Genomic DNA, 24,041 nt, shown 5'->3' with positions numbered 1-24,041 from the left:
CACCCACCCCCAATCACCCATTCAGCAAAAAATATTGATAGTAATGAAATTAGTAGTATCCTATCTATCTCTTATGGACCGACCCCTCGACGACCGTACCCGGCTGCAGATGCAGCTCAGCTCCGGCCTGCTCTATGCAGGACGGCAGTGGCAGCGCCTGGCCGACAGCCGGCTCGGCAGCTACGGCATCTCCACCGCCTGCACCATGCCCCTGTTGATGATCGGCCGCTCCGGCGGCGGTATCCGCCAGGTGGCGCTGGCCCAGCAGCTGGGCATGGAAGGCCCGTCCCTCGTACGCCTGCTGGACAAGCTGTGCGCCAGCGACCTGGTCCGCCGCGAAAGCGACGCCAGCGACCGCCGCGCCAACCTGCTGTGGCTGACCGACGAGGGACAGGCGCTGGTGCGCGAGCTGGAAGAACAGCTCATCGGCCTGCGCCAGGACGTGTTCGGCGAACTTTCCATGGATGAACTGCAGGCCGTGCTGAAGGCATGGCGCCTGCTGGCCGAGGCGGCCGACCGCATCACGTAAGCGCGTTGTCCTTGAAACACCGCCGCTGCCGTGCAGGCGCCAGCGGCTTTTGCCCGTTGCCGTTGTCCTGTGTGTTGCCCTCCCCTCCCCCATCTCGCCCCCCTACCGATGCCCGGTGAATTCAGTCTCCACGGAGTGTTCGTCCCGACCCTGCTCGGGTTGATGTTGTTGGCCTACCTGGTCAACAGCGGCCTGCACGCGCTGCTGCAGCGTGCCGGTGCCTACCGCCATGTCTGGCATCCGGCGCTGTTCAACCTGGCGCTGTACGGGATCGTGCTGGGCCTGCTGTTCCACCTCCTGCGTTGGATGCAATCGTGAACAAGATCGTGAAGAAGACCCTTCCCATACTGCTGACCAGCGCGGCGGTGATCGTGGCCCTGCTGGTCCTGCGCCAGCTGTGGGTCTATTACATGGATGAGCCGTGGACCCGCGACGCCCATGTCGGCGCCGACGTGGTGCAGGTGGCCCCTGATGTGTCCGGCCTGGTGGAATCGGTGAACGTGGCCGACAACCAGGCGGTGAAGAAGGGCGACGTGCTGTTCGTGATCGACCGTGCGCGTTACCGCATCGCGCTGGAGCAGGCCAAGGCCAGCCTGGCCGAGCGCCAGGCCTCGGTGACGCAGCTGCGCCGCGAGATCGGCCGCGACCGCAGCCTGCAGGACCTGGTGGCCGCCGAGGACGCCGAAGTGCGCCGGGCCAAGCTGCAGGCCGCGCAGGCGTCGCTGGCCACCGCCCAGGCCGCGGTCGACCTGGCTGATCTGAACCTGGCCCGCACTGAAGTGCACGCGCCGGCCGACGGCCGGGTCAACGACCGCACCATGCGCGTGGGCGACTACGTGGTGGCCGGCAAGCCGGTGCTGGCGCTGCTGGATACCGGCTCGTTCCGCATCGATGGCTACTTCGAGGAAACCCGCCTGCGCGGCGTGGCACCCGGGCAGGCCGTGGACATCCGCCTGATGGGCGAGTCGACCGCGCTGCGCGGCCACGTCGAAAGCATCGCCGCCGGCATCGAGGACCGCTACCGCAGCAACGGCAGCACCCTGCTGCCGAACGTGACCCCGGCCTTCGACTGGGTGCGGCTGGCGCAGCGCATCCCGGTGCGCATCGCCATCGACGACGTGCCCCAGGGCGTGGAACTGATCGCCGGCCGTACCGCCACGGTGACGGTCGAAACCAACAGCAGGAAGCACGCAGACAAGGCCGGCACCACGCCGACACAGGCGGGCCTGTGAACACCACCCTGCCCCGTCTCGGCCTGATCGTTGCGCTGGCCAGCCTGGCGGCCTGCAAGACCGTCGGCCCGGATTACGCCCTGCCGGAAGGCTCGGCCTTCAAGCGTCCGGAGGCCAATGCCGCCTTCATCGACACCCAGAACCCGGATGTTGCCGCCAACCAGGCGCTGCCCGACCGCTGGTGGTCGCTGTACAACGATCCGGTGCTGGATGGCCTGATCACCCAGGCGCTGCGTGACAACGTAGAACTGAAGGCCGCCGATGCGCACCTGCGCCGCGCCGCCGCCGTGTACGAACAGGCGATGGATGCCGGTGGCTTCGAGTACGAAGCCGAAGCCGGTGTCAGCCGTGCGCAGCTGTCGGCCGAAGCCTTCCTGCAGGAACACGAGCTGCCGGTGATCAACCTGGCCGACGGCAAGTTCGCGGTCAGCTACCAGTTCGATATGTTCGGCAAGCTCAAGCGTGGTGCCGAAGCGGCCCGCGCCGACGAGCAGTCGGTGGCCGCCGCACGCGACCTGGCGCAGGTGAGCGTGGTGGCCGAAGTGGCCGACAGCTACCTGGAAATCTGCCACGCCAACCACGAACTGCACGTGGCCGAGCATTCGCTGCAGCTGCAGCAGCGCAGCCGCTCCGTCACCCAGCGCCTGATCAATGCCGGCCGTGGCACGCCGCCGGAGCTGGCCCGCGCCAACGCCCAGGTCGCCCTGCTGGAAGCCGCACTGCCGCCGCTGCGCGCGCAGCGTTCGGCCGCCGCCTATTCGCTGGCCGCGCTGCTGGGGAAGACCCCCGGCCAGCTGCCGGCCGGCGTGATCGACTGCGCCGACGCGCCGCGCCTGGCCCAGCCGCTGCCGGTGGGTGATGGCCGCGCCCTGCTGCAGCGTCGCCCCGACATCCGCCAGGCCGAACGCAGGCTGGCCTCGGCCACCGCACGTATCGGCGTGGCCACCGCCGAGCTGTACCCGGACATCCGTCTGGGTGCCTCGCTGGGTGCCGCCGGCCTGCTGGAGGACTTCGGCCAGCCGATGACCCAGCAGTGGTCGATCGGCCCGCTGATCTCGTGGACGCTGCCGTCCTCGGGCACGCATGCCCGCATCCACGCCGCCGAGGCCGGTGCCGATGCCGCGCTGGCCGAGTTCGACCATGCCGTGCTGCAGGCCCTGCGCGAGACGCAGACCGCGCTGGACCGCTACGCGCAGGACCTGCGCCGCCTGCAGTCGCTGCGCGAAGCCCAGCAGCAGGCCGCGCTGGCCGCCGAGCAGAACCGCCGGCTGTACCAGGCCGGGCGCACCCCGTACCTGTCCAGCCTGGATGCCGACCGCAGCCTGGTGACCAGTGATGCCACCCTGGCCGCGGCCGAGGCGCAGGTCTCGCGCGACCAGATCCATCTGTTCCTGGTGCTGGGTGGCGGCTGGCAGACCACGGTCGCGCCGGCGGCCCCGGCCACCGCGCAGGCCACGGCGAAGTAAGCCATGAACGCGCTGACCGACCGCCAGGCGTGGCTGTTCTCGATCAAGACCTACCTGGCCGCGGTGGCCGCGCTGTACATCGCCATGGCCGGCAACCTGTCGCGCCCGTACTGGGCGATGGGCACGGTGTACATCGTCAGCCAGCCGCTGCTGGGTCCGACCCGCGCCAAGGGCGTGTACCGCATCGTCGGCACCCTGGTGGCCGGCCTGGCCACCCTGCTGGTGCTGCCGGCGCTGGTGGAAACGCCGATGGTGCTGAGCGCGGCGATGTCGATCTGGCTGGCAGGCTGCCTGTTCCTGGCCCTGCTCAACCGTGGCCCGCGCGGCTACGCGTTCCTGCTGGCCGGCTACACCACCGCCTTCATCGGCTTCCCGGCGGTGACCTCGCCGGAAACCATCTTCGACACGGTGGTGGCGCGCAGCGAGGAGATCATCCTCGGCACGGTGGTGGCGGTGCTGGCCGCGTCGCTGCTGTTCCCGGCCTCGGTGCAGCCGATGCTGCGCACCCGCATCGGCAACTGGATGGAGGATGCCGCGCAGTGGTGCCGGCAGATCCTCGAGCGTGGCCGCGCCCATGCCCCGCGCAACCGGCTGGCCGCCGACCTGGTGCAGTTCGAGGCGCTCATCGAGTTCCTGCGCCGCGATGATCCGCGCCATGCGGGCTCTGCGGTTTCGATGGAACGCCTGCGCGAGCGCATGCTGCTGTTGCTGCCGGTGCTGTCGTCGATTGCCGACCGCCTGAGCGCGCTGCGCAGCGAGGCGCAGACGCTGCCCGAGGGCCTGCCGGCGCTGGTCGATGACATCCACGACTGGATCGATACGCCCGCCAGTGCCAGCGACTATGCCCGCCTGCGTGCGCGCATCAGCGCACTGAAGCCTCAGGTGGACAGCGACCTGCAGCACCTGCAGCTGGCCAGCCTGCTGCTGCGCCTGGAGGAGCTGGTGGACCTGTGGCAGGACTGCCGCACCCTGCAGCACGCGATCGACCACGGCACCGCGCCGCTGGACCGCGCCCACTACCGCATCCGTACCGAGCGCGTGGCCACCGACAAGCACGTCGACTACGGCATGGCGCTGTTCTCCGCGCTCAGCGCCGGCGTGGCGCTGATGAGCTACTGCGTGCTGTGGATCGGCCTGGGTTGGGAAGGCGGCGGCAACGGCGCGATGATGGCGGCGGTGACGGCCGCGTTCTTCGCGGCGCAGGACGACCCGGCGCCGAGCATGGTCTCGTTCCTGGTCTGGGCCATCGTCGCTTCGCTGGTGGCCGGCGTGTACCTGTTCGGCGTGTTCCCGGCCGTGCACGACTTCGGCCTGCTGGCGCTGGTGCTGGCGGTGGCGTTCCTGCCGCTGGGCCTGCTGCTGCACCACCCCAAGAGCGCCCTGTTCGCGCTGCCGCTGACGGTGAACCTGGCCGCGCTGCTGAGCCTGCAGAACACCTACAGCGCCAACATCCAGAGCTTCCTCAACTCGTCCATCGCGATGTTCATCGGCATTGGCTTCGCGGTGGTGATGACCCGCCTGTTCCGTTCGGTGGGTGCCGAGTGGACGGCGCGCCGCCTGGTGCGGCAGGGCTGGACCACGCTGGCCGAGGCCGCCGAAGGGCGCGGCCAGCAGGACCGCCAGCGCTTCGCCGCACGCATGCTGGACCTGCTGGGCCTGCTCGCCCCGCGCCTGGCGGCGACGCCGGAAGGCAGCGACATCGCCTCGGTGGACATGCTCAACGAGGCGCGCATCGGCCTGAACATCCTGCAGCTGCGCCGTGCCCGCCTGGAGCTGCCCGAGCGCAGCCGCGAGGCGGTCGAGCACATCCTGGAAGAGATCGCCGCGCACTATCGGCGGCAGATCGCCGCACGCCGGCCGATTGCCGCGGCCGAAGCGCTGCGCGAGCGCCTGGACACATCGCTGGGCCGTGTCGGTGGCGTGGCCGCCTGCAAGGCCCGCGATGAAGCGCTGATGGGCCTGATCGGCCTGCGCTTCGCGCTGTTCCCCGAGGCGAAGGCGCTGGCGCCGGGCTTGTCGATGAGTGCGGCCGAACAGCCGTAGCGCGATACCCTGTGCAGCCACAGACCCCGCGCCGGGGTCGGATCCTTCGCCAACAGCGAAGGCTCTGACCCCGCCATGCACAGGACGGTTCAATGAGTTACGACATGATGGTGTTCGAGCCCAGCGCTGCACCCCGCGAAGCAGCGGCCTTCATCGCCTGGTTCGAGAAGCAGGCGCAGTGGGGCGAGAATCACGAGTACGACGATCCGGCGGTGAGCAGCCCGGCGCTGCAGGCGTGGTTCGCGGAGATGGCGCGGGACTTCCCGCCGATGAACGGGCCGCTGAGCAACGACGATGACGACCGTGCCGAGGTGACCGACTACAGCATCGGCCGCGCGGTGATCTACGGCGCGTTCGCCTATTCGGTGGCAGAGCGCGCGCATGGGCGCGTGCAGGACCTGGCCGAGAAGCACGGCGTGGGGTTCTTCGATCTGAGTGCGGATGAAGCGGCGATCGTGTTCCCGGATGGGCTGGTGTTGATCGCGGAGTGAGGAAGGCGGCAGGGCTGCGCCCTGCACCTGCAGAATCAACGGCAACGGCAAGGTCAAAGGCCTGCATTCCGTGGGATGGCGGGGCGGGTCCGGTTGAGGGGGACGCCGTGAACCCGTCCATGGGGGCTTGGTCGCGGCATCCATGCCGCTCACACCCCCTCAACCGGACCCGCCCCGCCTTCGACAGTTTCCCGCGGTCTGTTGGAACGGCGCTCTGCTCTGGTAGGTGTCGACCATTGGTCGGTACGGTAGATCCACGCCATGCGTGGATGAACGTCCGAATGATCGAAGTACGCAGTTGTAGAGTCGAGCCATGCTCGACTGCTATTGGCTAGCGATTTCAGACGTGACTGGAGGTTTTCACCGATTCCGGAAAAGCTCCATCGCTTCTTCCATTTCGTCCCTTTCACCGGATACCACGAAGGCCAGCGCCCACGCTGCTGCGGCATTTCCGTGCTCCAGTTCCAGCGCCGTCAACAAGCACGTGCTGTTGCTGAAATCATGCTTCTCCATTACGACGCTACCAGCAAACTTCGCAAGCCGGTGAAGCGCCTCGGAGTACTCGGGTTCAGCGATATCAGGAAGCGTGATACCTGCCTCCCGCCTCCCCATCTCGATGCTAAATGGCAATCCAACGAAGTCAAACGTGAGTGGCTTTGGCTGAAGCAGAAGTGCGTTCACGATATGCGGCACCGCCGCAAACGAAGCACTGTAGACGTCCCATTGATGGCACAGGCTGCTCCACAGCTCGTGCCAGGTGTCCTCGATCGGATCGTCTTCCGATCTTTCGCCCTTCGGAATGCGGAGGTTGGCCAGCAGCTCCGGGATGTCATCCGCCGCACCGTAGGCGTGCTGCAGTTCGGCCCAGCGTGGGTCGTCAAGGGCGATAAGCGCCATGTGCCGCTTCCTTTTTCGTGTAGCAGCCAACCGGATAGACAGCGCCGGCACAGCTATCAGAGTTCAATTGGCGCTGGCTTTGCGTTGATTTCGAGCAAGTCCAATTGGCTACCTCAGTGATTGCGGAATAGCTCGACAGCCTCATCAGCCTCAAAGTGATCAATCTGATTCAGCATCCGCGCCACACTAGTATTTCCATGCTCCAACGCAAGCACCGTCAATAGACAGGAACTCATGCTGTTGTCGTGCTTCTCTGAAACGATGCTGGCGGCAAACCAAGCGAGCTTCTGCAGCGCTGCCGAGTACTCTGGCTCTACGTACTCGGGGAGCAGGATGCCGGCTTCACGTCTCTCCATTTCAATGGTGATTGGAAGCCCGACGAAATGAACCGATAGCAGTTCAGGCCTTAGAAGAAGGGCATCGACGATATGCGGAACTGCGGCAAATGAGGCGCTGTAGACATCATCTTGATGACACAAACTACCCCACAGCTCGTGCCAGGTGTCCTCGATCGGATCGTCTTCCGATCTCTCGCCTTTCGGGATACTGAGATTGGCCAGCAGCTCCGGGATGTCATCTGCTGCACCGTATGCGTGCTCCAGCTCGGCCCAGCGCGGGTCATCCAAGGCGATAAGGGCCACGTGCCGGTTCCTGTGTCGTGAGATACGACGCAGGATAGGCGGCGCCAACGACGTCATCAAAGGGCAAACGCGACATCAGCGCGATGGGGTCAGAGCCCGTTCCCGTCGGGAACGGGATCCGACCCCGCTTCGGCGCCCAGCCGCCAGGCCAGGCCACCCAGACGGCTGGCATGCCGCTTCAGCGCGGCCACCAGCACCTCTTCGCTGCCGGCCACATGCAGGCGCTGGCGGGCGCGGGTGAGGCCGGTGTAGACCAGTTCGCGCGACAGCACGCGGCTGTCCTGCCGCGGCAGCTGCAGCCACACTTCATCGAACTCCGAGCCCTGTGCCTTGTGCACGGTCATCGCGAAGGCGCTTTCGTGCGCGGGCAGTGCGGCAGGGTGGAAGGCACGCGGCTGTTCGGCGGTGTCGCCGGGGAACCAGGCCACCATCGCGCCGCTGGTGTCGCGCAGGCAGATGCCGATGTCACCGTTGAACAGGCGATGGCGGTAGCTGTTTTCAGTCACCAGCAGCAGGCGGCCCTGGAAGTAGCCGGGCATGTTGCCGGCCAGCAGCTGTTCGATGCGGCTGTTGAGCCCGCGTGCGCCCTGGGGGCCTTCGCGCAGGGCGGTCAGCACGCGCAGGCGACCGGCCTGCTGCAACGCGCGGCCGGGGTCTTCGGCCTCGGCCAGCGCGCGCCAGTGCGAGAGCAGGTGTTCGCGCTGGCCACGCAGCGGGTCGGCATCGTTTTCGTGGAAGCTGATCCCGGACAAGCTGCCGCTACGCAGCAGGGCCAGCGCGGTGCCGCTGTCACCTTCGCGCACCGCCTGCGCCAGCGGTGCCAGCTGCAGGGCATCGCTCTGCCGGTAGCCGCGCTGCAGCTGCACGCGACGGCCGGCGAAGGCGCGTGGCGCGGCCTGTGGCTGCAGGGTCGGCGCGGCCAGCAGTCCGTGCAGGGCCTGCGCGTCATCGGCTCGGGTGCCGCCGCCATCGCCGCTGGCACGCAGGATGGCGCTGAGCACATCGCCTGCTTCCACCGAGGGCAGCTGATCCGGGTCACCCAGCAGGATCAGCCGCGTGCCGCTGGCGATGGCATCGACCAGCTTGGCCATCAGCGGCAGGTCGATCATCGAGGCTTCGTCCACCACCACCACGTCCACCGGCAACGGGTTGTCGGCGTGGTGGCGGAAGCGCGGCGAATCGGGAATGACCCCGAGCAGGCGATGCAGGGTGGTGCCGGTGCTCGGCAGCGCCGCGCACAGCGCAGGGTCCAGGCCTTCCTCCTGCAGGCGCTGCACGGCCAAGCGCAGGCTTTCGGCCATGCGCTCGGCGGCACGCCCGGTCGGGGCGGCCAGCGCGACCTGCGGCACCGGCTCGCCGGCATGCAGGGCCTGCGCGGCCAGCAGCAGCAACAGGCGCGCGATGGTGGTGGTCTTGCCGGTACCGGGGCCGCCCGTGACCAGCGCCAACGGGTGGCGCAGGGTCACGCCGGCGGCACGCGCCTGGTGGTCTTCCTGGGTGGCGGCAGCGGGGAACAGCCGCGCGAACAACGGCGCCAGCGCGTCCAGATCCGGCGCCGGCAACGGGTGCCGACCGATGCGCTGCAGGCCGGCAGCCAGCTGCCGCTCGTATTCGCGGTAACGGCGCAGGTACAGCAGGCCGTTCTCCAGCACCAGCGGCGCCTCATCGGCGGCCGCCTCGGGATCCTCCGGCTGCGCTACCCACGGCGATGCCTGCAGCTGGGCCAGCCACTGCGCCGGCGCGGGCCAGGCCAGGAAGCCTTCCAGCAGGCGCTGCGGCTGTGACGGATCGAAGGCGGCGTGCCCCTGTGACACCGCCAGCGATGCCAGCGCGGCGGCAACCGCCACGCCATCGGGCGTGTCCTCGCGCAGCCGCCGCAGGCTGGTGGCCAACGCGTGGTCGAGGGTGCGCAGGTGGCCACCGCGGTACAGCTGCTGCAGCAGGGTGGCACTCATGCGCTGGCTCCAAGGGCACGCGCGACCAGGTCGGCATGGGCGGCGTCGCCGCCGGCGAACAGCGCATCCAGTCCATCCACCAGCTCTGGCGCGAAGTGGTCCACGTGCACGCCATTGCCGTTGCCATCCAGGCCACGGCAGAACAGGTAGCGGATGCCGCCCATGTCGCGCGCGTAGTCGTAACTGCGGCCCAGGCGGAAGCGCAGCCAACGGTGCAGGGCCACGGTGTAGATCAGCGCCTGCAGGTCGTATTCGCTGTGGCGCATGGAGATCTGCAGCAGGTCCGGGCTGTAGCCCGGCAGCCGGTTGGATTTGTAGTCGAGCACGTACCAGCGCCCATCGCGCACGTAGGTGAGGTCGATCTTGCCGGTCATCAGCCCTTCCAGCCGGCGGCGCAGGCCGAAGCCGCGGCGCGCGCTGGAAATGCCGTGGGCATGCAGCAGCTGCAGCAGTGCCGGCACGGCGGTGGATTCGATGGCGAAGTGGAATTCGATTTCAGCGCGGCGCTCGCCCTCGCCCAGGCTGTGCAGGGCTCCGCCTTCGGGCAGTGCGACGGTCAGCGTGTGGCCGACCAGCGGCACCAGCACCGCCACGCCATCGTCCAGATCCTCGTCGGCATAGCCTTCGTCGTGCAGCGCCTTGCGCAGCAGGTCGACCTGCCCTTCGGGCGCGGGCTGGTCGGCTGTCCAGCCGCCCCAGGCGGCGAAATCGACGTTCTCCAGCGCTTCGTGCAGGACGTTGCCGAAACGGCTGCCCATGAAGCGCGGGTCCAACGGTGCGGCGTCGGCAGCTGCGGGTTCGGGCAGGGCCGGTTCCAGCGGCAGTTCCGCACCCGCCGGTTCGTCGGCGGCCGGTGCCGGCAGTTCGGTGGCTGCTGCTTCGACGTCGTCGCCGGCATCGGCATGCGCCAGCTGGGTGAAGCTGTACACCCACCAGTCGTGCGGTACGCGCCGGGTCAGGCTGCGCACGGCCGGCAGTTCGCCGTCCTGTTCGACCGGCAGCTGCGGCAGCCGCAGCACCGGATCGCTGTCGTCGATGTGCACATCGGGGTGCGCGTGCAGCGCCTGCAGGTCGCCCAGCAGCGGCGCCAGGCGGGTCTTGCCGAGCCCGGCGAGATCGCCGATGGCGATCCACAGCGCATGCTCGGCGCGGGTCAGGCCCACGTACAGCAGGCGCGCATCTTCGGCGCACTGCTCGCGGTCGCGCTGGCCGCTGGCCGCCTTCCAGGCCTCGTCGTCGTCCAGCTTCCAGTGCAGCTGGCGCTCACCGTCCACGTGCACGGTGCAGTGCCCGGCGTTGTTGGAGGCGCCACCGAAGATGCCGACGAACGGCAGGTAGACCAGCGGGTATTCCAGGCCCTTGCTCTTGTGCAGGGTGATGATCTGCACGCGGCGCGCGTCCGATTCCAGGCGCAGCAGCTGCTGCTCGTCATTCTGGTCGGCATTGGCCATCTGCCCCTGCAGCCAGTCCAGCAGCCCATGCATGCCCAGCGCCTGCGCGGAGGCTTCCTGCAGCAGTTCGCCCAGCTGCAGGTAGTTGGTCAACCGGCGCTCGCCATCGATCAGCGCCAGCAGGCGTTCGCCCTGTGCGGCGCAGACATCGGCCACCACAGCGAACGGGCCACCGCGCTGCCAGCGCTCGCGCCAGTGCAGCAGCTGCGCCTGGAACGCGCGCTGCAGGTCGCCCTCGCGTTCCATGTTGGCGATCGCACTGGCCCGCTGGCCGAGCAGCACCGTCGCCAGCGCCGCACGCAGGCGGCCTTCGTCAGCCGGTTGCAGCAGGGCCAGCAGCAGCGCGCGCAGGTCGCGTGCTTCGCTGGTGGAGAACAGGCTCTGCTTGCCCGCCGCCACCGCCGGAATGCCCACTGCCGCCAGCGCGCGCTGCACCAGCGTCGCCTCGCGGTGCGAGCGCACCAGCACGGCGATGTCACCGGGCTGCACCGGGCGGCCGCGCAGGATGGCGGTACCGGCACGCGCATCCAGCAGCGTCTGGTGGATGGCGGCGACGCAGGCCTGGGTGGCGGCGGCACGCGAGGTGTCGGCACTCATCGCCTTGTCGCCTTCGCTGCGCAGCACGCGCAGGGTCAGTGCCGGGGCCGCGGCACCATCGCGCAGATAGTCTTCATCCGTACGCACGCCACCGGGGCGGACCGGCTCGAAACCGATGCCGGCCTCGAGAAACGCATCATCGCCACCGTTGTCGTACAGCGCCTGCAGCGCGCGCAGCACCGAGGGTCGCGAACGGAAGTTCTGGTCCAGCGGCGGGGCCGGCCGCGCGGCCTGCTTCGCCTTCAGGTAGGTGTGGATGTCGCCGCCGCGGAAGCCGTAGATCGCCTGCTTCGGGTCGCCGATCAGGAACAGCGCCGGCGGCAGGCCCAGTTCCTGCACCTCCGGCGAATCGCCGAACACGGTGTGGAAGATGCCCCACTGACGATCGTCGGTGTCCTGGAACTCATCGACCAAGGCGATGCGGTACTGCAGGCGCAGCTTGCGCACCAGCTCCAGCCGCTGCGAACCCTCCAGCGCCTGCGCCACGCCGTCGATCAGGTCGTCGTAGGTCTGCACCCGGCGCGTGCGCTTGAGCATGGCCAGCCGCTGCGTGGCTTCTTCGCGCAGGCTGTGCAGGAAATTCAGCGACGCAGCGCGCAGCCATTGTTCGCGCTGGGCCAGCAGCGCCACGTAGCGCTGCAGGGGAGCCTGCAGCGGCGAGGACGGCGTGCGGTCGACGAACTTCTTGTTGGTCTTGGCCACCAGCGCATCGGCCAGCAGCGCCGGCAGGCGGTCGCTGCTCATCAGCTCGCCGGCATCGTCGCGCGCGGCCCAGGCCAGCAGCTGCCGGCCCAGCGGGTGGAGCCAGCCCAGCTTGTAGGAAACGCCGTTGATCCACTTGTTGTCGACCGCCTCGCACAGATCGAGGAAGAACTGCTCGCCGTGCTCGCGCACGGCCAGCGACAGGTCCGCCGCGGCGGCCTGCAGGGCAAGGCGCGGATCTTCCACCGCCAGCGGCTGCGGGCGCGGGTACAGCGGCGGCGAGGCCAGCAGCGCGCGCAGGTCCGAGGCCAGCGCATCGGGGTTCGACCACAGCCAGAGCAGCGGCTCCAGCGTGGCCGGGTCGTTGGCGTGCACGCGCCACAGGTCGGCGGCCAGTTCCTCCAGCAGCTCGCGGTCGCTGGCCAGCAGTTCCGGCGGATCGAAGGTGTGCCCGCTTTCCAGCGCATGCTCGCGGAGCACGCGGGTGCAGAAACCATGGATGGTGAAGATCGAGGCCAGGTCGATCTCGTCGGCGGCCACCTGCAGGCGGCGCTTCAGCGCGGCAGCGCTTTCGCCACCTTCGTCGAGGTGGCGCTGCAGCACCTGCCGGGTCAGCAGCGCATCGGGCGCCTCGTCGTCGGCGGGCGGCAGGTCGACCAGGCGCGCGGCCAGGGCCAGGCGCTCGCGGATGCGCTTGCGCAGCTCCTGGGTGGCGGCATCGGTGAAGGTCACCGCCAGGATCTGGCCGATGCGCAGGCCCTGTTCCACCACCAGGCGGGTGAACAGCGTGGCCAGGGTGAAGGTCTTGCCGGTACCGGCGCTGGCTTCGATCAGGCCGATGCCCTGCAGCGGCAGCAGCAGGTAGGGATCCACGGGGGTGCTCATGCGTCGGCCTCCTTGCCGGTGCCACCCGGGCCACGCCCGTCGCGCACCGCGCCGAATACCACCTGGCTGTTGCGCAGCAGGTCGGCGTAACTGTCGTCATCGGCGAAGGGATCGGCCCCGCGCAGCAGCAGCTGCCAGGCATCGCTGTTGGCTTCGCCCCAGCTGCGGTCGCTGCCGTGCCACTGCTTCCAGCCTTCGCTGCGTTGTTTTTCCACCGGCGCGGTGAACAGCACCCAGCCGGTATAGGGTGCGAAGCGCAGCGGCTCGCGCAGGCCACGCTGGCGCAGCTGCAGCAGCGCGCGCAGGGCACTGCGTGCGGCCGCCGCGCCCGGTGCAGGCTGGATGTGCGGGCCGGGGCCGGCATCACCCCCATCGTGGAACTGCACCAGCGGCAGCGCATCGCCGGCCGCATTGGCCAGCAGCCAGTCCAGGCCCTGGCGGATCACCGCGTTGCCGTTCAAGGTGCCGGCGCGCAGGCGCACCAGGCCTTCGGGATGGCGGTCGGCGACGCGGCCGTGCAGGCGCACGCCGTCGATCTCGACTTCGTAGCGGCGGCTTTCCAGCGGCTGACCCTGCATCCAGCCCAGCATCGCGCTGGCGTAGGGACGGGTCTTGAGCTGTTCGGCTTCGAACTGGCGCTCGCCCAGCGCACCCGACGGCAGCAGGCCACGCGCACGCAGGCGCGGATACAGCGGCTCGACATCGCCGCTGATGGTGGCGCGTACCACCGCGGCCTGCACGCTGCGCTTTTCCGGCCCGCGCGAGGACATCACCAGTGGCTCCAGGTCGTCCACCTCCTCGACGTCGTCGGCCAGGCGCAGGCCCAGCGCCTGGGCCAGGAACTGCCCGGCCGGGTCGCACAGGAAGCGGCGCAGCGTGTCCAGCGCGACCTCGTCTTCCACCGCGTCATCCAGCGGGGGCGGCAGCGCGGCGTCGAACCACGGCTGCAGCCCGCCGCGCTGGCCGGCCATGCGCCCGGCAGCCGGGTGCCACTGGCGCCGGTAGCTGAAACGCCGCGGATCGCCCTCGCCAAAGGCGGCGGGCGAGAACGGCTGCAGCGCGTGGCGCACGGTGAACGCACGCTTGGCGGCCTCCGGCGCCTGGTGGTACTCGGCGGCGGCGTCGATCAGCTCGCTGACCAGCACCGAGGGCTCGCGCACGCTGCCATCGCGCGGGTCGGCGCCGAGGTAGCTCAGGTAGAACACGTCCTGCGCGGCGGCGAACAGCTGCAGGAACAGGAAGCGATCATCCTCGCGGGTGGAGCGGTCGCCCGGGCGGCGGCGCGGCGTGTCCAGCTCGGCGGTCAGCTGGTTCAGGCCGGCGGCCGGATCGCGGCGCGGGAAGTCACCATCATTCAGGCCCAGCACGCAGATCACCCGGAACGGCAGCAGGCGCATCGGCACCATGCGGCCGAAGCTGATGCCGCCGGTCAGCAGCGGCGCACGGGTATCGGCCTCGGACAGCGCGCCGGCGAAATGCGCACGCACCACTTCCGGCGGTACGCCGTCCTCGAAGCCGGCCTTGCGGGCGTCGTCGGCGAACTGGTTGAGCAGCTTGCGCAGGCGCTCCAGCGCGCGCTGGCTGTTGGGCGAACTGGGTGCTTCCGGAAGCAGCGCATCCAGCAGGGACAGCAGGCGCTGCCGCCACTGCGCCGGGGTCAGGGTCTCGCCGAGGCGACGCTGGTACAGCGCCAGTACGCGCAGCAGGCGCAGCAGCCGGTCCAGCGCGTCCAGCGCGCCGCCTTCCAGCTCGATCCACGGTGCCACGCCGGCCAGGTCGACATCGCTGCCGGTGGCGTGGCCCAGCAGCAGGCGGTCCAGCGCGAACTGCCAGGTGTAGGCGTCGTCGCGCGGTGCCTGCAGCTGGCCGCGATGGTTGGCGTCGATGCCCCAGCGGGCGCCGGCCTGCTGCAGCCAGCCATGCAGGCGGTCGAAGTCCACCGCCTCCAGCCCGGCCGCCTCGGCCAGCGGTGCGCTGGCCAGCAGGTCGAGGATCTCGTTCAGGCCGAACCGCGATACCGGCAGCGACAGCAGGTGCACGAACACATCGGCCAGCGGCTCGCCCGCCAGCGGGCTGCTGTCGGCCAGCGCATAGGGAATGTGTTCCTCGTCGCCGCCACGGCCGCCGAACACGGCTTCCAGGTACGGCACGTAGGGATCGATGTCCGGTGCCAGCACCGCGATCTCGCGGGCCTGCAGCGGCGGGTCGAAGCGCGGGTCCTGCAGCAGGCTGCGCAGCTGGTCGTGCAGCACCTGCAGTTCGCGCAGGCGGGTGTGGCAGGCGTGCACCTGCAGGCTGGGGTCATCGCTGCGCGGTTCCTCGCGCAGCTCGCCCGAGGGCAGCGCTCGGCGGTGGAACAGGTCGCGCTGCAGGCGGTGCAGCAGGCTGTCGGCCAGCCCGCCCTCGGCCAGGGTCGGGCGGGTGTCGTCTTCGGGATCCGAGTACGCGGCGATCTCACCGGCCGGGTGCACCACTTCGTAACTGCCCAGCACGGCCATGAAGTCGCGGCCGGCCGCGCCCCAGGCTTCCAGCAGGCGGTTCTCGCCGGCGGCTTCGCCAAAGGGATCGGGTGCGCCGCTGCGCAGGCGCTCGGCCAGGGTCTGCAGGTCACCCCAGTACGACTGCACCGGGGTCGGCATATAGAAGTGCAGCTCGCCGACCCGGGCCTGGGTGGCCATCACCCGCAGCACGTCGGGCGAGATGTTCAGCGTGGCGAACGCCGACAGGCGCGGCGGCAGGCCCTGTGGTTTTGGCTTGTCCGGGCCTTCGAAACGGTCGAGGTAGTCCTGGATGCGGCGCGCGCGGTAGCCGCGTCCTGCGGAAATGGCCCGCCACAGGATCGCCTGCGGGTCGGCCGGGTCGGCGCCGGCATCCCAGCGCAGCAGCCAGTCGCGGCGCCAGGCCTGGTACTTCTCGAACACCGAGGCCAGTTCACCGGCCAGCGCCCACGGCTTCAGGGCGTCCCCCCCGGCAAGATAGGCCTGCAGCGCACGCATCGGTGGCTGCGCCAGCAGCACGGGGTCGCGCAGCGCCTGGTACAGCTTCCAGTGCAGGCCGGCGGCGTCCAGGTCGTCGGTTTCGCCATCGACATTGGCGTTGAGCGCCCGCGCGACGAACTCACCCGGGGTGAGGAACTCGAGGTTGGCGGCGACCCCGTACTCGGCCGCCAGTGTCGCCTGCAGCCAGCGACGCATCGCCACCTGCGGGATCAGCACCACCTCCGGCGCCAGCAGCGGCTGCCCCGGCACCGGAGTGCGCACGTTTCGGGCCAGCAGGGCGGCCAGCACGTCCAACGAGTTGGAGTGATAGAGGCGGAAGTCGCTGAACGGGTCGGTCATCGTGCACAGTGTGCAGGACGCCCGGCAGTATTCAATGGTGACGCACGTCACTGGGGCGCGCAGCGAGCGCTGCGATGGATTGTTCCGGCGCCGCCGGAAATTGTCCCGGCCTGCCGGTGGCCGCGACGTGCCACAATACTGGACCGTCCAGTCTGCTTATGTTCAGCCGGCTGACCCCACCCTTCGATGTCTAAAAAACGTTAATGGTGCCCATGTCGGCTTCCGCCTCCAGTCTGGTGCAGTTGTCCAACGTCCGCATCGACCGGAGCGGACGCACGATCCTGCGTGACGTTTCCCTGCAGGTTCCGCAGGGCAGCATCACTGCCGTGCTGGGCCCGTCCGGCAGCGGCAAGTCGACCCTGCTGGCCGCGCTGACCGGCGAACTGCGCCCGGTCGCCGGCGAGGTCACCCTGTTCGGCAAGCCGATCCCGCATGACAGCGGCGCGCTGCTGGAAATGCGCAAGAGCGTGGGCGTGCTGCTGCAGGGCAATGGCCTGCTGACCGACCTCACCGTGGCCGAGAACGTCGCCCTGCCCCTGCGCACCCATACCCGCCTGCCGGCGGCGGTGCTGCGCCGGCTGGTGCAGATGAAGCTGCACGCGGTGGGCCTGCTGGCCGCCGCCGATGCCTGGCCGCGCGAGCTGTCCGGCGGCATGGCGCGCCGCGTGGCACTGGCCCGCGCGCTGGCCCTGGACCCGCCGCTGATGATCTACGACGAGCCGCTGACCGGGCTGGACCCGATCGCCTCGGGGGTCATCATGAGCCTGATCCAGCGCCTCAACCACAGCCTGGGCCTGACCAGCATCATCGTCAGCCACCACGTGCACGAGACCCTGCCGATCTGCGACCAGGTGATCGCCATTGCCAATGGCGGCATCGTGTTCCAAGGCACGCCCGAAGCGCTGCAGTCCAGCCAGGACCCGCTGCTGCGGCAGTTCCTGCACGGCCAGCCCGATGGCCCCATTCCGTTCGATGCCGCGCCGCGCGCGAGGGTTGCCTGATGCCGTTCGTGCAAGCCACCCGTTCGCTGGGCCGCGCCGGCCTGTTCTCGCTGACCGTGCTGCGCGGTTCGCTGCCCACGCGTGATTTCCTCGCCGAGCTGACCCGCGAGATCTACAAGATCGGCGCGCGCTCGCTGCCGATCATCGCCGTTGGCGGTGCCTTCGTCGGCCTGGTGCTGACCCTGCAGGGCTACCGCACGCTGACCACCTTCGGTGCGGCCGACGCGCTGTCGACCCTGCTCGGCCTGTCGCTGTACCGCGAGCTGGCGCCGGTGCTGACCGCGCTGCTGTTCATCGGCCGCGCCGGCAGCTCGATCGCCGCCGAACTGGGCCTGATGCGTGCCACCGACCAGATCAAGGCGCTGGAGCTGATGGCCATCGACCCGGTGGCCAAGGCCGTGGCCCCGCGCTTCTGGGCGGCGGTGCTGACCGTGCCGCTGCTCACCGGCATCTTCTGTTCGCTGGCCATCAGTGCCAGCTACTTCGAAGCGGTGCACGTGCTGGGCCTGGACAATGGCGTGTTCTGGTCGGCGCTGCGCAACAGCGTGGACTTCTGGGATGACTTCGGCGTGGCGATGCTGAAGTCGGCGATCTTCGGCGGCACCGCCGCGCTGGTCGCGTCCTACGTCGGTTTCCACGCCGAGCCGACCATCGAAGGCACCTCGGTGGCCACCACCCGTGCGGTGGTCAACGCCTCGCTGCTGGTGCTGATGTTCAACTTCGTGCTGTCGGCAATGTTGTTCACCTAACCCCTCCTCCGGCGGTGCGCAGGGCGCGCGGCCACCACGACTCGATCAGGTAATCCACATGGCCATACGCGGTCCCAGACTCGAATTCTCCGTCGGCGCATTCCTGCTGCTGGCCCTGGCATCGCTGATGGTGCTGGCCGTGGCCTCGACCAACCAGCGCTGGAGCTGGGGCGGCCAGGGCTATGAGCTGAAGGCGCGCTTCTCCCAGGTCGGCCAGCTGCGCAAGCAGGCGCCGGTGAAGATCGGCGGCGTCACCGTCGGCCAGGTCGCTTCGATCGAACTGGACCCGGTGAAGTTCGAATCGATCGTGACCCTGCGCATGGACAGCAAGGTCAAGGACCTGCCGGCCGATACCTCCGCCGGCATCTTCACCAGCGGTTTGCTCGGCGAGAGCTATATCGGTCTGCAGCCCGGTGGTGATCCGGAGGTGCTGAAGCCCGGTGAGGAGATCGTCTTCACCCAGCCGGCGGTGGACCTGCTGCAGCTGGTCGGCAAGTACATGTTCAGTGGCAGCGCCGGTGGCGCTGGCCAGAAACCCAACGATGGCGAGCAGTCGCCTGCAACGGAACCGCAACCATGAAGATGAAACTGATCCCGGCCCTGCTGGCCTCGTCGCTGCTGCTGGCTTCCCCGTTCCTGGCCCAGGCGCAGTCCACCGCCCCCGCCCTGACCGCCCCGCAGGGCCAGGCCGGCAAGGTGGTGATCGACGCCAGCAGCCGCATCATGTCGACCCTGCAGCAGCGCCGCGCTGAGTTCACCAGCAACCCGGCCAGCCTGCGCAGCTACATCGACAGCGAACTGACCCGCACCTTCGACCGCGACTATGCCGCGCGCCTGGTGCTGGGCACGCACGCCCGCGGCGCCTCCGACGCCGACATCAAGCTGTTTGCCGATGCGATGGCCGACAGCCTGATGCAGCGCTACGGCTCGACCCTGCTGAACATCCAGGGCAAGCCGAGCTTCCGCCTGAAGGGCGAGAGCCCGCTGCCGGGCAACCGCGGCGTGCGCGTGGCCACCGAACTGGTGCGTGCCGGCAACGAGCCGACCCCGGTCGAGTACTGGATGCGCAACGTCAACGGCCAGTGGAAGATCTTCGACGTCAACATCGAAGGCATCTCCTACGTGCAGACCTTCCGCAACCAGTTCGATGCCCCGCTGCGCCAGAAGGGCATCAAGCAGGTGGCCAGCGAACTGCGCAGCGGCAGCATGCAGGCCGCGCCGACCGGCAATGGCAAGTAAGCCGCTGGCGCTGCTGGAAGGCGGCACCCTGCGCCTGCGTGGGGTGCTCGACCGTGCCGCCGTGATCGCCCTGTGGCCGCAGCTGCAGGCGTTGCCGGCGAAGCTGGCACGGCTGGAACTGGGCGAGGTCGAGCGCGTGGACAGCGCCGGCCTGGCACTGCTGGCCGAACTGGCCGCGCGTGCCCGCACCCAAGGCCACCCGCTGTCGATTTCCGGCACCCCGGCCGGTTTCAACGAACTGAGCGCAGCCTACCGGCTGTCGCCCGATCTGGATTTCAATGCACCTTCTGCTGCGAGCTGACATGAACGTCGTACGCGCGTTTCCCCTGATGATCCTGGCCCTGGCGCTCAGCGCCTGTGCCGGCAAGCCCGCGCGCAGCGATGCGCCGGTGGCTGACACCGTGGTTCCGGCCAGCGCACCGGCCGACGCACCTGCTGCCGATGCCGGCACGGTTGACGCGGCACCGGCGGCCGCCATGGACGACGCGACGGCCACGCCGCCGCCGGCCACGGATGCCGCAACCGATGCCGCCACGGCCGCGGCCGCCGCTGCGCCCGGTGGCGATGACGATTTCGACGCGCTGTACGGCAATGCCGGCACCGCTGCCACCACCGCCGCCTACGACCCGTGGGAGCCGCTGAACCGCCGCGTGCACCGCTTCAACGTGGGCGTGGACAACGTGATCGCGCGTCCGCTGGCCACCGCCTATACCCATGTCGTGCCGCGCTTCGCGCGTACCGGCGTGAGCAACTTCTTCAGCAACATCCGTTCGCCGGTCACCATCCTCAACCAGCTGCTGCAGGGCCGCCCGGATGATGCGTGGGATACCTTCGGCCGCTTCCTGATGAACTCGACGCTGGGCATCGGTGGCCTGTTCGATCCGGCCAGCAAGGCGATGGTGCCCAACCGCCGCGAGGACTTCGGGCAGACCCTGGGTGCCTGGGGCTGGCGCCGTTCGCGTTACGTGGAACTGCCGTTCTTCGGCCCGCGTACCGTGCGCGATGTGTTCGGCCTGGCCGGTGACATGCCGCTGTCGCCGATGCGCACGATCGAGGAAGACAAGATCCGCATCGCGCTGCAGGGCCTGCAGCTGGTCGATACCCGCGCGCAGCTGATGGCGGTCGACGACCTGCGCAGCTCGGCGGTGGATGAGTACGCGCTGGTGCGCGATGCCTGGCTGCAGCGTCGCAACTACCAGATCGAGAACGACCTGCGCGGCAAGCGCGAGCGTGGCAGCGACGATGAGAATTCGCCGATCCCGGTGGATGCCATGCCGATGCCGAACTGGACCAACTGATCGCGTTGGTCCGCGCATTAAAAAACCCCGCCTTGGCGGGGTTTTTTTGTGCGTGGCCTGGTATCAGGCGGCCAGTGCGGCGTCGATCGCCTCGCGCAGGCGCGCGTCATCGGCGGCCACGTCCGGGGCGAAGCGTGCGACCACCTTGCCATCGCGGCCGACGAGGAACTTCTCGAAGTTCCACAGCACTGCCGGTGCAGCGTGGATCGGGATCTCCTTGCTGGCCAGGCGCTCGCGCAGCGGGCCTTCGCCGATCGCCTGCGGCTGGGCAGCGGTCAGCTGCTGGTACAGCGGGTGGGTGTCTTCACCGGCCACGCTGATCTTGGCGAACATCGGGAAGGTCACGTCGTAGGTCAGCTGGCAGAACTGCTGGATTTCCGCCTCGCTGCCCGGCTCCTGGCCGAGGAAGTTGTTGGCCGGGAAACCCAGCACTTCCAGGCCCTGTGCCTGCTTTTCCGCGTACAGCGCCTGCAGGCCTTCGTACTGCGGGGTCAGGCCGCACTTGGAGGCGACGTTCACCACCAGCAGGACCTTGCCCTGGTAATCGCCCAGGGTGGACGGCTGGCCGTCGATGGTGGTGAGGGAAATGTCCTGGATCGGGGTGCTCACGCGGGGGCTCCGGCTATGCCGTGGAAAGGTCCACCAGCATAGCGCTGTGCGTATGCGCCAGGTGCGTTCAGTCGACGCAGATCGTGCCCTGTGCCTTGCCGTCTTCGATGCGCTGGCGGCAGCCGAAGTTCTGGCTGACATCACGCTGGCAGGTGCCCGTTGCCACCACGCCCGCCTCGGGTTCACCCGTGGCCAGGCACTGGCCGCTGCAGTCGCGCTTGCTGCTGCAGGCCTTGCCGGCATCGGCATAGGGAATCACGCACTGCACGCGCTGCAGGCGGCCCAGCGGCTGCAGAGTGCCGCCGGCGGCGCGGCAATCCACGTCGCGCGCTTCCTGGTAGGCCTCGGTGGCTTCCGGTGTGTCAGGGGCGGCCGGTTGTGCGGTCGTATCGGCGGCCGGCGGCGTGCTGCTGCAGGCCGCCAACAGGGCGGCCAGGGCCAGGCTGGCAAGGAAGCGAAGGCGCATGGTCGGACCTGCAGGCGGTGATCGAGGCCGCCAGCATACGCATTGCGTGGTGCAGGTAGTGTGTCAGCGCACTCAGGTCTCTTCGCCCTCGCTGGCCTCGTCCTCACCGCCCTCTTCCTCGGCTTCCCCGAGGTCGCCCAGCAGCTGCTGCACCTGTTCGTTGGCAAGGGTCTCCACGCCACGCAGGCGACGTTCGATGGTGCGCGTCTTGCGGCTGGCCGCGCCGATGCTGCGGCCGACCGTGGTGATCTGCTTCTCGGCCTTCTCGAGGATGCCAGCGAACTTGCCGAACTCGCTCTTCACCGCACCCAGCAGGCTCCACACTTCGCTGGACCGCTTCTCGATGGCCAGCGTGCGGAAGCCCATCTGCAGGCTGTTGAGCAGCGCGGTGATGGTGGTCGGGCCCGCGACCACCACGCGGTGGTCGCGCTGCAGCAGGTCGACCAGGCCGGGCCGGCGGATGATCTCGGCGTACAGGCCTTCGGTGGGCAGGAACATCACCGCGAAATCGGTGGTGTGCGGCGGCACGATGTACTTCTCGCTGATCGACTTGGCCTGCACCTTCACCGCGCGCTCCAGCTGCACGCCCTGGATGCGCACCAGCTCGGCGTCACCCTGGTCCTGCGCGTCCAACAGGCGCTCGTAGTCCTCGCGCGGGAACTTGGAATCGATCGGCAGCCACACCGGCGCGTCATCGCCGCGGCCGGGCAGGCGTACCGCGATGTCGACCATCTCGTTGCTGTCCGGGCGCACCTTCACCGCGCGCGCGTACTGCTCCTGGATCAGGGTCTGCTCGAGGATGTTCTCCAGCTGCACTTCACCCCAGCTGCCGCGCGTCTTGACGTTGGTCAGCACGCGCTTGAGGTCGCCCACGCCGGTGGCCAGCTGCTGCATCTCGCCCAGCCCGCGCTGCACCTGTTCCAGGCGCTCGGAGACCAGCTTGAACGACTGGCCCAGGCGCGTTTCCAGCGTGGTCTGCAGCTTCTCGTCCACGGTCACGCGCATCTGTTCCAGCTTCTGCGCGTTGTCGCTCTGCAGCGCGCGCAGCTGTTCTTCCAGGGTCGTGCGCATCTCGGCAATGCGCTGTTCGTTGCGCTGGGTCAGTTCCTGCAGGCGCAAGCCCAGGCTTTCGGTCAGGCGCTGCTGCGACTGCGCCCCTTCCTCGCGGCCCTTGCGGGCATCGTCCACCAGGGTCTGGCGCAGCGCGCCCAGCTGGGTGTCGGTACGCGTGGTCAGTTCCTGCAGCTGCTGGCCGAAGGCATGGATGCGCGCCTCCTGCTGCTGGCCGAACACTTCCAGCTGCGCGCGCAGTTCCTGCAGGCGCTGGCCCATCAGCGCACCGCTGCGCTGCTGGCTCTCGGCCGCTTCAGCACGCGCCTTGCGTGCATCTTCGCCAAGCGCTTCGCGCAGCAGGTCCAGGCGCTGGTCGGTGCGGGTGGAGAGGTCGGTCAGCGCCCGGGCGAAGCCATCCAGCTGTTCGCGCAGTTCGCTGCGGCCGGCCCGCGCCTCCTCGCGCACCGCCTGTTCGAGGCGGTCATGGGGCGGGCGGCGCAGCAGGGCGATCAGCTGCAGGACGAGGACGGCCAGCAGGAGGCCGCCGATGAGCAGGAATTCGGTTTGCATGCCACCAGTGTAGGCTGGCCCCGTCTCAAACGCTGCGTCTGGCCATGCTCGAACTGTACGGAAAGCCGACCTCGATCAACGTGCGCAAGGTGCTGTGGCTGTGCGCCGGGCTGGACCTGGCGGTGCAGCACCATGCCGCCCCCGATGCGGGCCTGCTGCGCGGGTTGAACCCGAACGCACAGGTGCCGGTGCTGCGCGAGGGCGCCTTCGTGCTGTGGGAATCCAACAGCATCTGCCGCTACCTGGCCACGCGCGCCGGGCGCGATGACCTGCTGCCGGTCGAGCCGCAAGCGCGGGCGCGGGTGGAGCAGTGGATGGACTGGCAGGCGACCGATCTGAACACGGCATGGCGCCACGTGTTCATGGCGCGCGTGCGCGAGCATGCGGATTACCCGGACGATGCGCGGGCGGAGGCGAGCCTTGCGCAGTGGAACCGGCTGATGGCGATGCTGGATGCGCAGCTGGCGCGCCACGCGTACGTGGCCGGCGATGACTTCACTCTGGCTGACATCGTGCTGGGGCTGTCGACGCAGCGCTGGCGCAGCACGCCGGGCGGCAAGCCGGTGCTGGCGAATGTCGACGCGTGGTTCGAGCGGTTGCGGCGGCAGCCGGGGTTTGCGGCGCACGTCGACAACGGGGTTGCCTGAGGGGTGGGGTCTTTTTGCAGGGCTTGCAGCCCTGCACCTGCTCAATGCAACGGCAACGGCAACTGCAAAAGCTGGGTATCCGTGGGATGGCGGGGTGGGTCCGGTTGAGGGGGACGCCGTAAACCCATCCTTGGGGGCTTGGTCGCGGCATCCATGCCGCTCACACCCCCTCAACCGGACCC

Annotated in this window: 21 protein-coding genes; 13 read left to right on the top strand and 8 right to left on the bottom strand. The window is 69.1% G+C overall.

All coding sequences use genetic code 11. The features are described 5' to 3' along the window. The first annotated feature begins 73 nt into the window (after positions 1-73). From IAE56_RS13660 to IAE56_RS13635, 6 genes are all read left to right on the top strand, one after another. Positions 74-529, top strand: a complete 456-nt coding sequence (locus IAE56_RS13660) for a MarR family transcriptional regulator (protein ID WP_108770529.1) — start codon at positions 74-76, stop codon at positions 527-529. A 108-nt stretch (positions 530-637) separates the two neighbouring features. Continuing rightward, positions 638-847, top strand: a complete 210-nt coding sequence (locus IAE56_RS13655) for a DUF1656 domain-containing protein (RefSeq protein WP_010487502.1) — start codon at positions 638-640, stop codon at positions 845-847. After that, entirely contained in the window at positions 844-1,761 is a 918-nt protein-coding gene (locus IAE56_RS13650) for an efflux RND transporter periplasmic adaptor subunit (RefSeq protein WP_108770530.1), read from the top strand. The genes IAE56_RS13655 and IAE56_RS13650 overlap by 4 nt, the downstream gene beginning before the upstream one ends. Next, entirely contained in the window at positions 1,758-3,227 is a 1,470-nt protein-coding gene (locus IAE56_RS13645; protein ID WP_200752890.1) for an efflux transporter outer membrane subunit, read from the top strand. Before IAE56_RS13650 ends, IAE56_RS13645 begins: the two co-directional genes overlap by 4 nt. A gap of 3 nt (positions 3,228-3,230) precedes the next feature. Further along, complete coding sequence (locus IAE56_RS13640) at positions 3,231-5,270, top strand: FUSC family protein (RefSeq protein WP_200752889.1); 2,040 nt, start codon at positions 3,231-3,233, stop codon at positions 5,268-5,270. A gap of 92 nt (positions 5,271-5,362) precedes the next feature. Then, a complete protein-coding gene (locus tag IAE56_RS13635) occupies positions 5,363-5,761 on the top strand; it encodes a hypothetical protein (RefSeq protein WP_200752888.1) in 399 nt (132 codons plus the stop codon). Positions 5,762-6,121: 360 nt separating this feature from the next. Here the strand turns inward: IAE56_RS13635 and IAE56_RS13630 are convergent, their stop codons facing one another. The 5 genes from IAE56_RS13630 to recC form a co-directional block, all read right to left on the bottom strand. Next, positions 6,122-6,658 carry a hypothetical protein gene (locus IAE56_RS13630; protein WP_200752887.1) on the bottom strand — a complete coding sequence of 179 codons (537 nt, stop codon included), beginning with the start codon at positions 6,656-6,658 and terminating at the stop codon, positions 6,122-6,124. A gap of 113 nt (positions 6,659-6,771) precedes the next feature. Next, complete coding sequence (locus tag IAE56_RS13625) at positions 6,772-7,299, bottom strand: hypothetical protein (protein ID WP_200752886.1); 528 nt, start codon at positions 7,297-7,299, stop codon at positions 6,772-6,774. 89 nt (positions 7,300-7,388) lie between these two features. Further along, entirely contained in the window at positions 7,389-9,254 is a 1,866-nt protein-coding gene (gene recD, locus IAE56_RS13620) for an exodeoxyribonuclease V subunit alpha (protein WP_200752885.1), read from the bottom strand. Further along, on the bottom strand, positions 9,251-12,889 hold the full coding sequence (gene recB / locus IAE56_RS13615) for an exodeoxyribonuclease V subunit beta (RefSeq protein WP_200752884.1): 3,639 nt from the start codon (positions 12,887-12,889) through the stop codon (positions 9,251-9,253). The genes recD and recB overlap by 4 nt, the downstream gene beginning before the upstream one ends. Then, on the bottom strand, positions 12,886-16,227 hold the full coding sequence (gene recC / locus IAE56_RS13610) for an exodeoxyribonuclease V subunit gamma (RefSeq protein ID WP_200752883.1): 3,342 nt from the start codon (positions 16,225-16,227) through the stop codon (positions 12,886-12,888). The genes recB and recC overlap by 4 nt, the downstream gene beginning before the upstream one ends. A gap of 212 nt (positions 16,228-16,439) precedes the next feature. Here recC and IAE56_RS13605 point away from each other — a divergent pair, with 212 nt between their 5' ends. The 6 genes from IAE56_RS13605 to IAE56_RS13580 are packed head-to-tail and all read left to right on the top strand — an operon-like array spanning position 16,440 to position 20,514. After that, a complete protein-coding gene (locus tag IAE56_RS13605; RefSeq protein WP_079225437.1) occupies positions 16,440-17,228 on the top strand; it encodes an ATP-binding cassette domain-containing protein in 789 nt (262 codons plus the stop codon). Continuing rightward, the gene (locus IAE56_RS13600; RefSeq protein ID WP_079224408.1) at positions 17,228-17,977 is read left to right on the top strand and encodes an MlaE family lipid ABC transporter permease subunit; all 750 of its coding nucleotides are present in this window, start codon (positions 17,228-17,230) and stop codon (positions 17,975-17,977) included. The genes IAE56_RS13605 and IAE56_RS13600 overlap by 1 nt, the downstream gene beginning before the upstream one ends. A 58-nt stretch (positions 17,978-18,035) precedes the next feature. Then, a complete protein-coding gene (mlaD, locus tag IAE56_RS13595) occupies positions 18,036-18,557 on the top strand; it encodes an outer membrane lipid asymmetry maintenance protein MlaD (protein ID WP_079224410.1) in 522 nt (173 codons plus the stop codon). Next, positions 18,554-19,216: an ABC transporter substrate-binding protein gene (locus IAE56_RS13590; protein WP_200752882.1), complete on the top strand. Its 663-nt coding sequence runs from the start codon at positions 18,554-18,556 to the stop codon at positions 19,214-19,216. The genes mlaD and IAE56_RS13590 overlap by 4 nt, the downstream gene beginning before the upstream one ends. Then, on the top strand, positions 19,206-19,517 hold the full coding sequence (locus IAE56_RS13585; RefSeq protein ID WP_200752881.1) for an STAS domain-containing protein: 312 nt from the start codon (positions 19,206-19,208) through the stop codon (positions 19,515-19,517). Before IAE56_RS13590 ends, IAE56_RS13585 begins: the two co-directional genes overlap by 11 nt. Before the next feature lies 1 nt (position 19,518). Beyond that, a complete protein-coding gene (locus IAE56_RS13580) occupies positions 19,519-20,514 on the top strand; it encodes a VacJ family lipoprotein (RefSeq protein ID WP_200752880.1) in 996 nt (331 codons plus the stop codon). A 63-nt stretch (positions 20,515-20,577) separates the two neighbouring features. On the opposite strand, the gene IAE56_RS13575 is transcribed toward IAE56_RS13580, so the two are convergent. The 3 genes from IAE56_RS13575 to rmuC all read right to left on the bottom strand — a co-directional run bounded on the left by IAE56_RS13575 (position 20,578) and on the right by rmuC (position 23,212). Then, positions 20,578-21,123, bottom strand: a complete 546-nt coding sequence (locus IAE56_RS13575) for a glutathione peroxidase (RefSeq protein ID WP_164074947.1) — start codon at positions 21,121-21,123, stop codon at positions 20,578-20,580. 67 nt (positions 21,124-21,190) lie between these two features. Further along, positions 21,191-21,589 carry a hypothetical protein gene (locus IAE56_RS13570; RefSeq protein ID WP_108770542.1) on the bottom strand — a complete coding sequence of 133 codons (399 nt, stop codon included), beginning with the start codon at positions 21,587-21,589 and terminating at the stop codon, positions 21,191-21,193. 72 nt (positions 21,590-21,661) lie between these two features. After that, entirely contained in the window at positions 21,662-23,212 is a 1,551-nt protein-coding gene (gene rmuC, locus IAE56_RS13565) for a DNA recombination protein RmuC (protein WP_108770543.1), read from the bottom strand. 44 nt (positions 23,213-23,256) lie between these two features. On the opposite strand from rmuC, the gene IAE56_RS13560 reads away from it, so the two are divergent. Beyond that, positions 23,257-23,859, top strand: a complete 603-nt coding sequence (locus IAE56_RS13560) for a glutathione S-transferase N-terminal domain-containing protein (protein ID WP_200752879.1) — start codon at positions 23,257-23,259, stop codon at positions 23,857-23,859. The last annotated feature ends 182 nt before the right edge of the window (positions 23,860-24,041 follow it).

Source organism: Stenotrophomonas sp. S41, assembly GCF_016624625.1.
Taxonomy (GTDB): Bacteria; Pseudomonadota; Gammaproteobacteria; order Xanthomonadales; family Xanthomonadaceae; genus Stenotrophomonas.
Note: the sequence above shows the minus strand (reverse complement) of the source record. Positions and strands in the feature narration are given on the sequence as shown.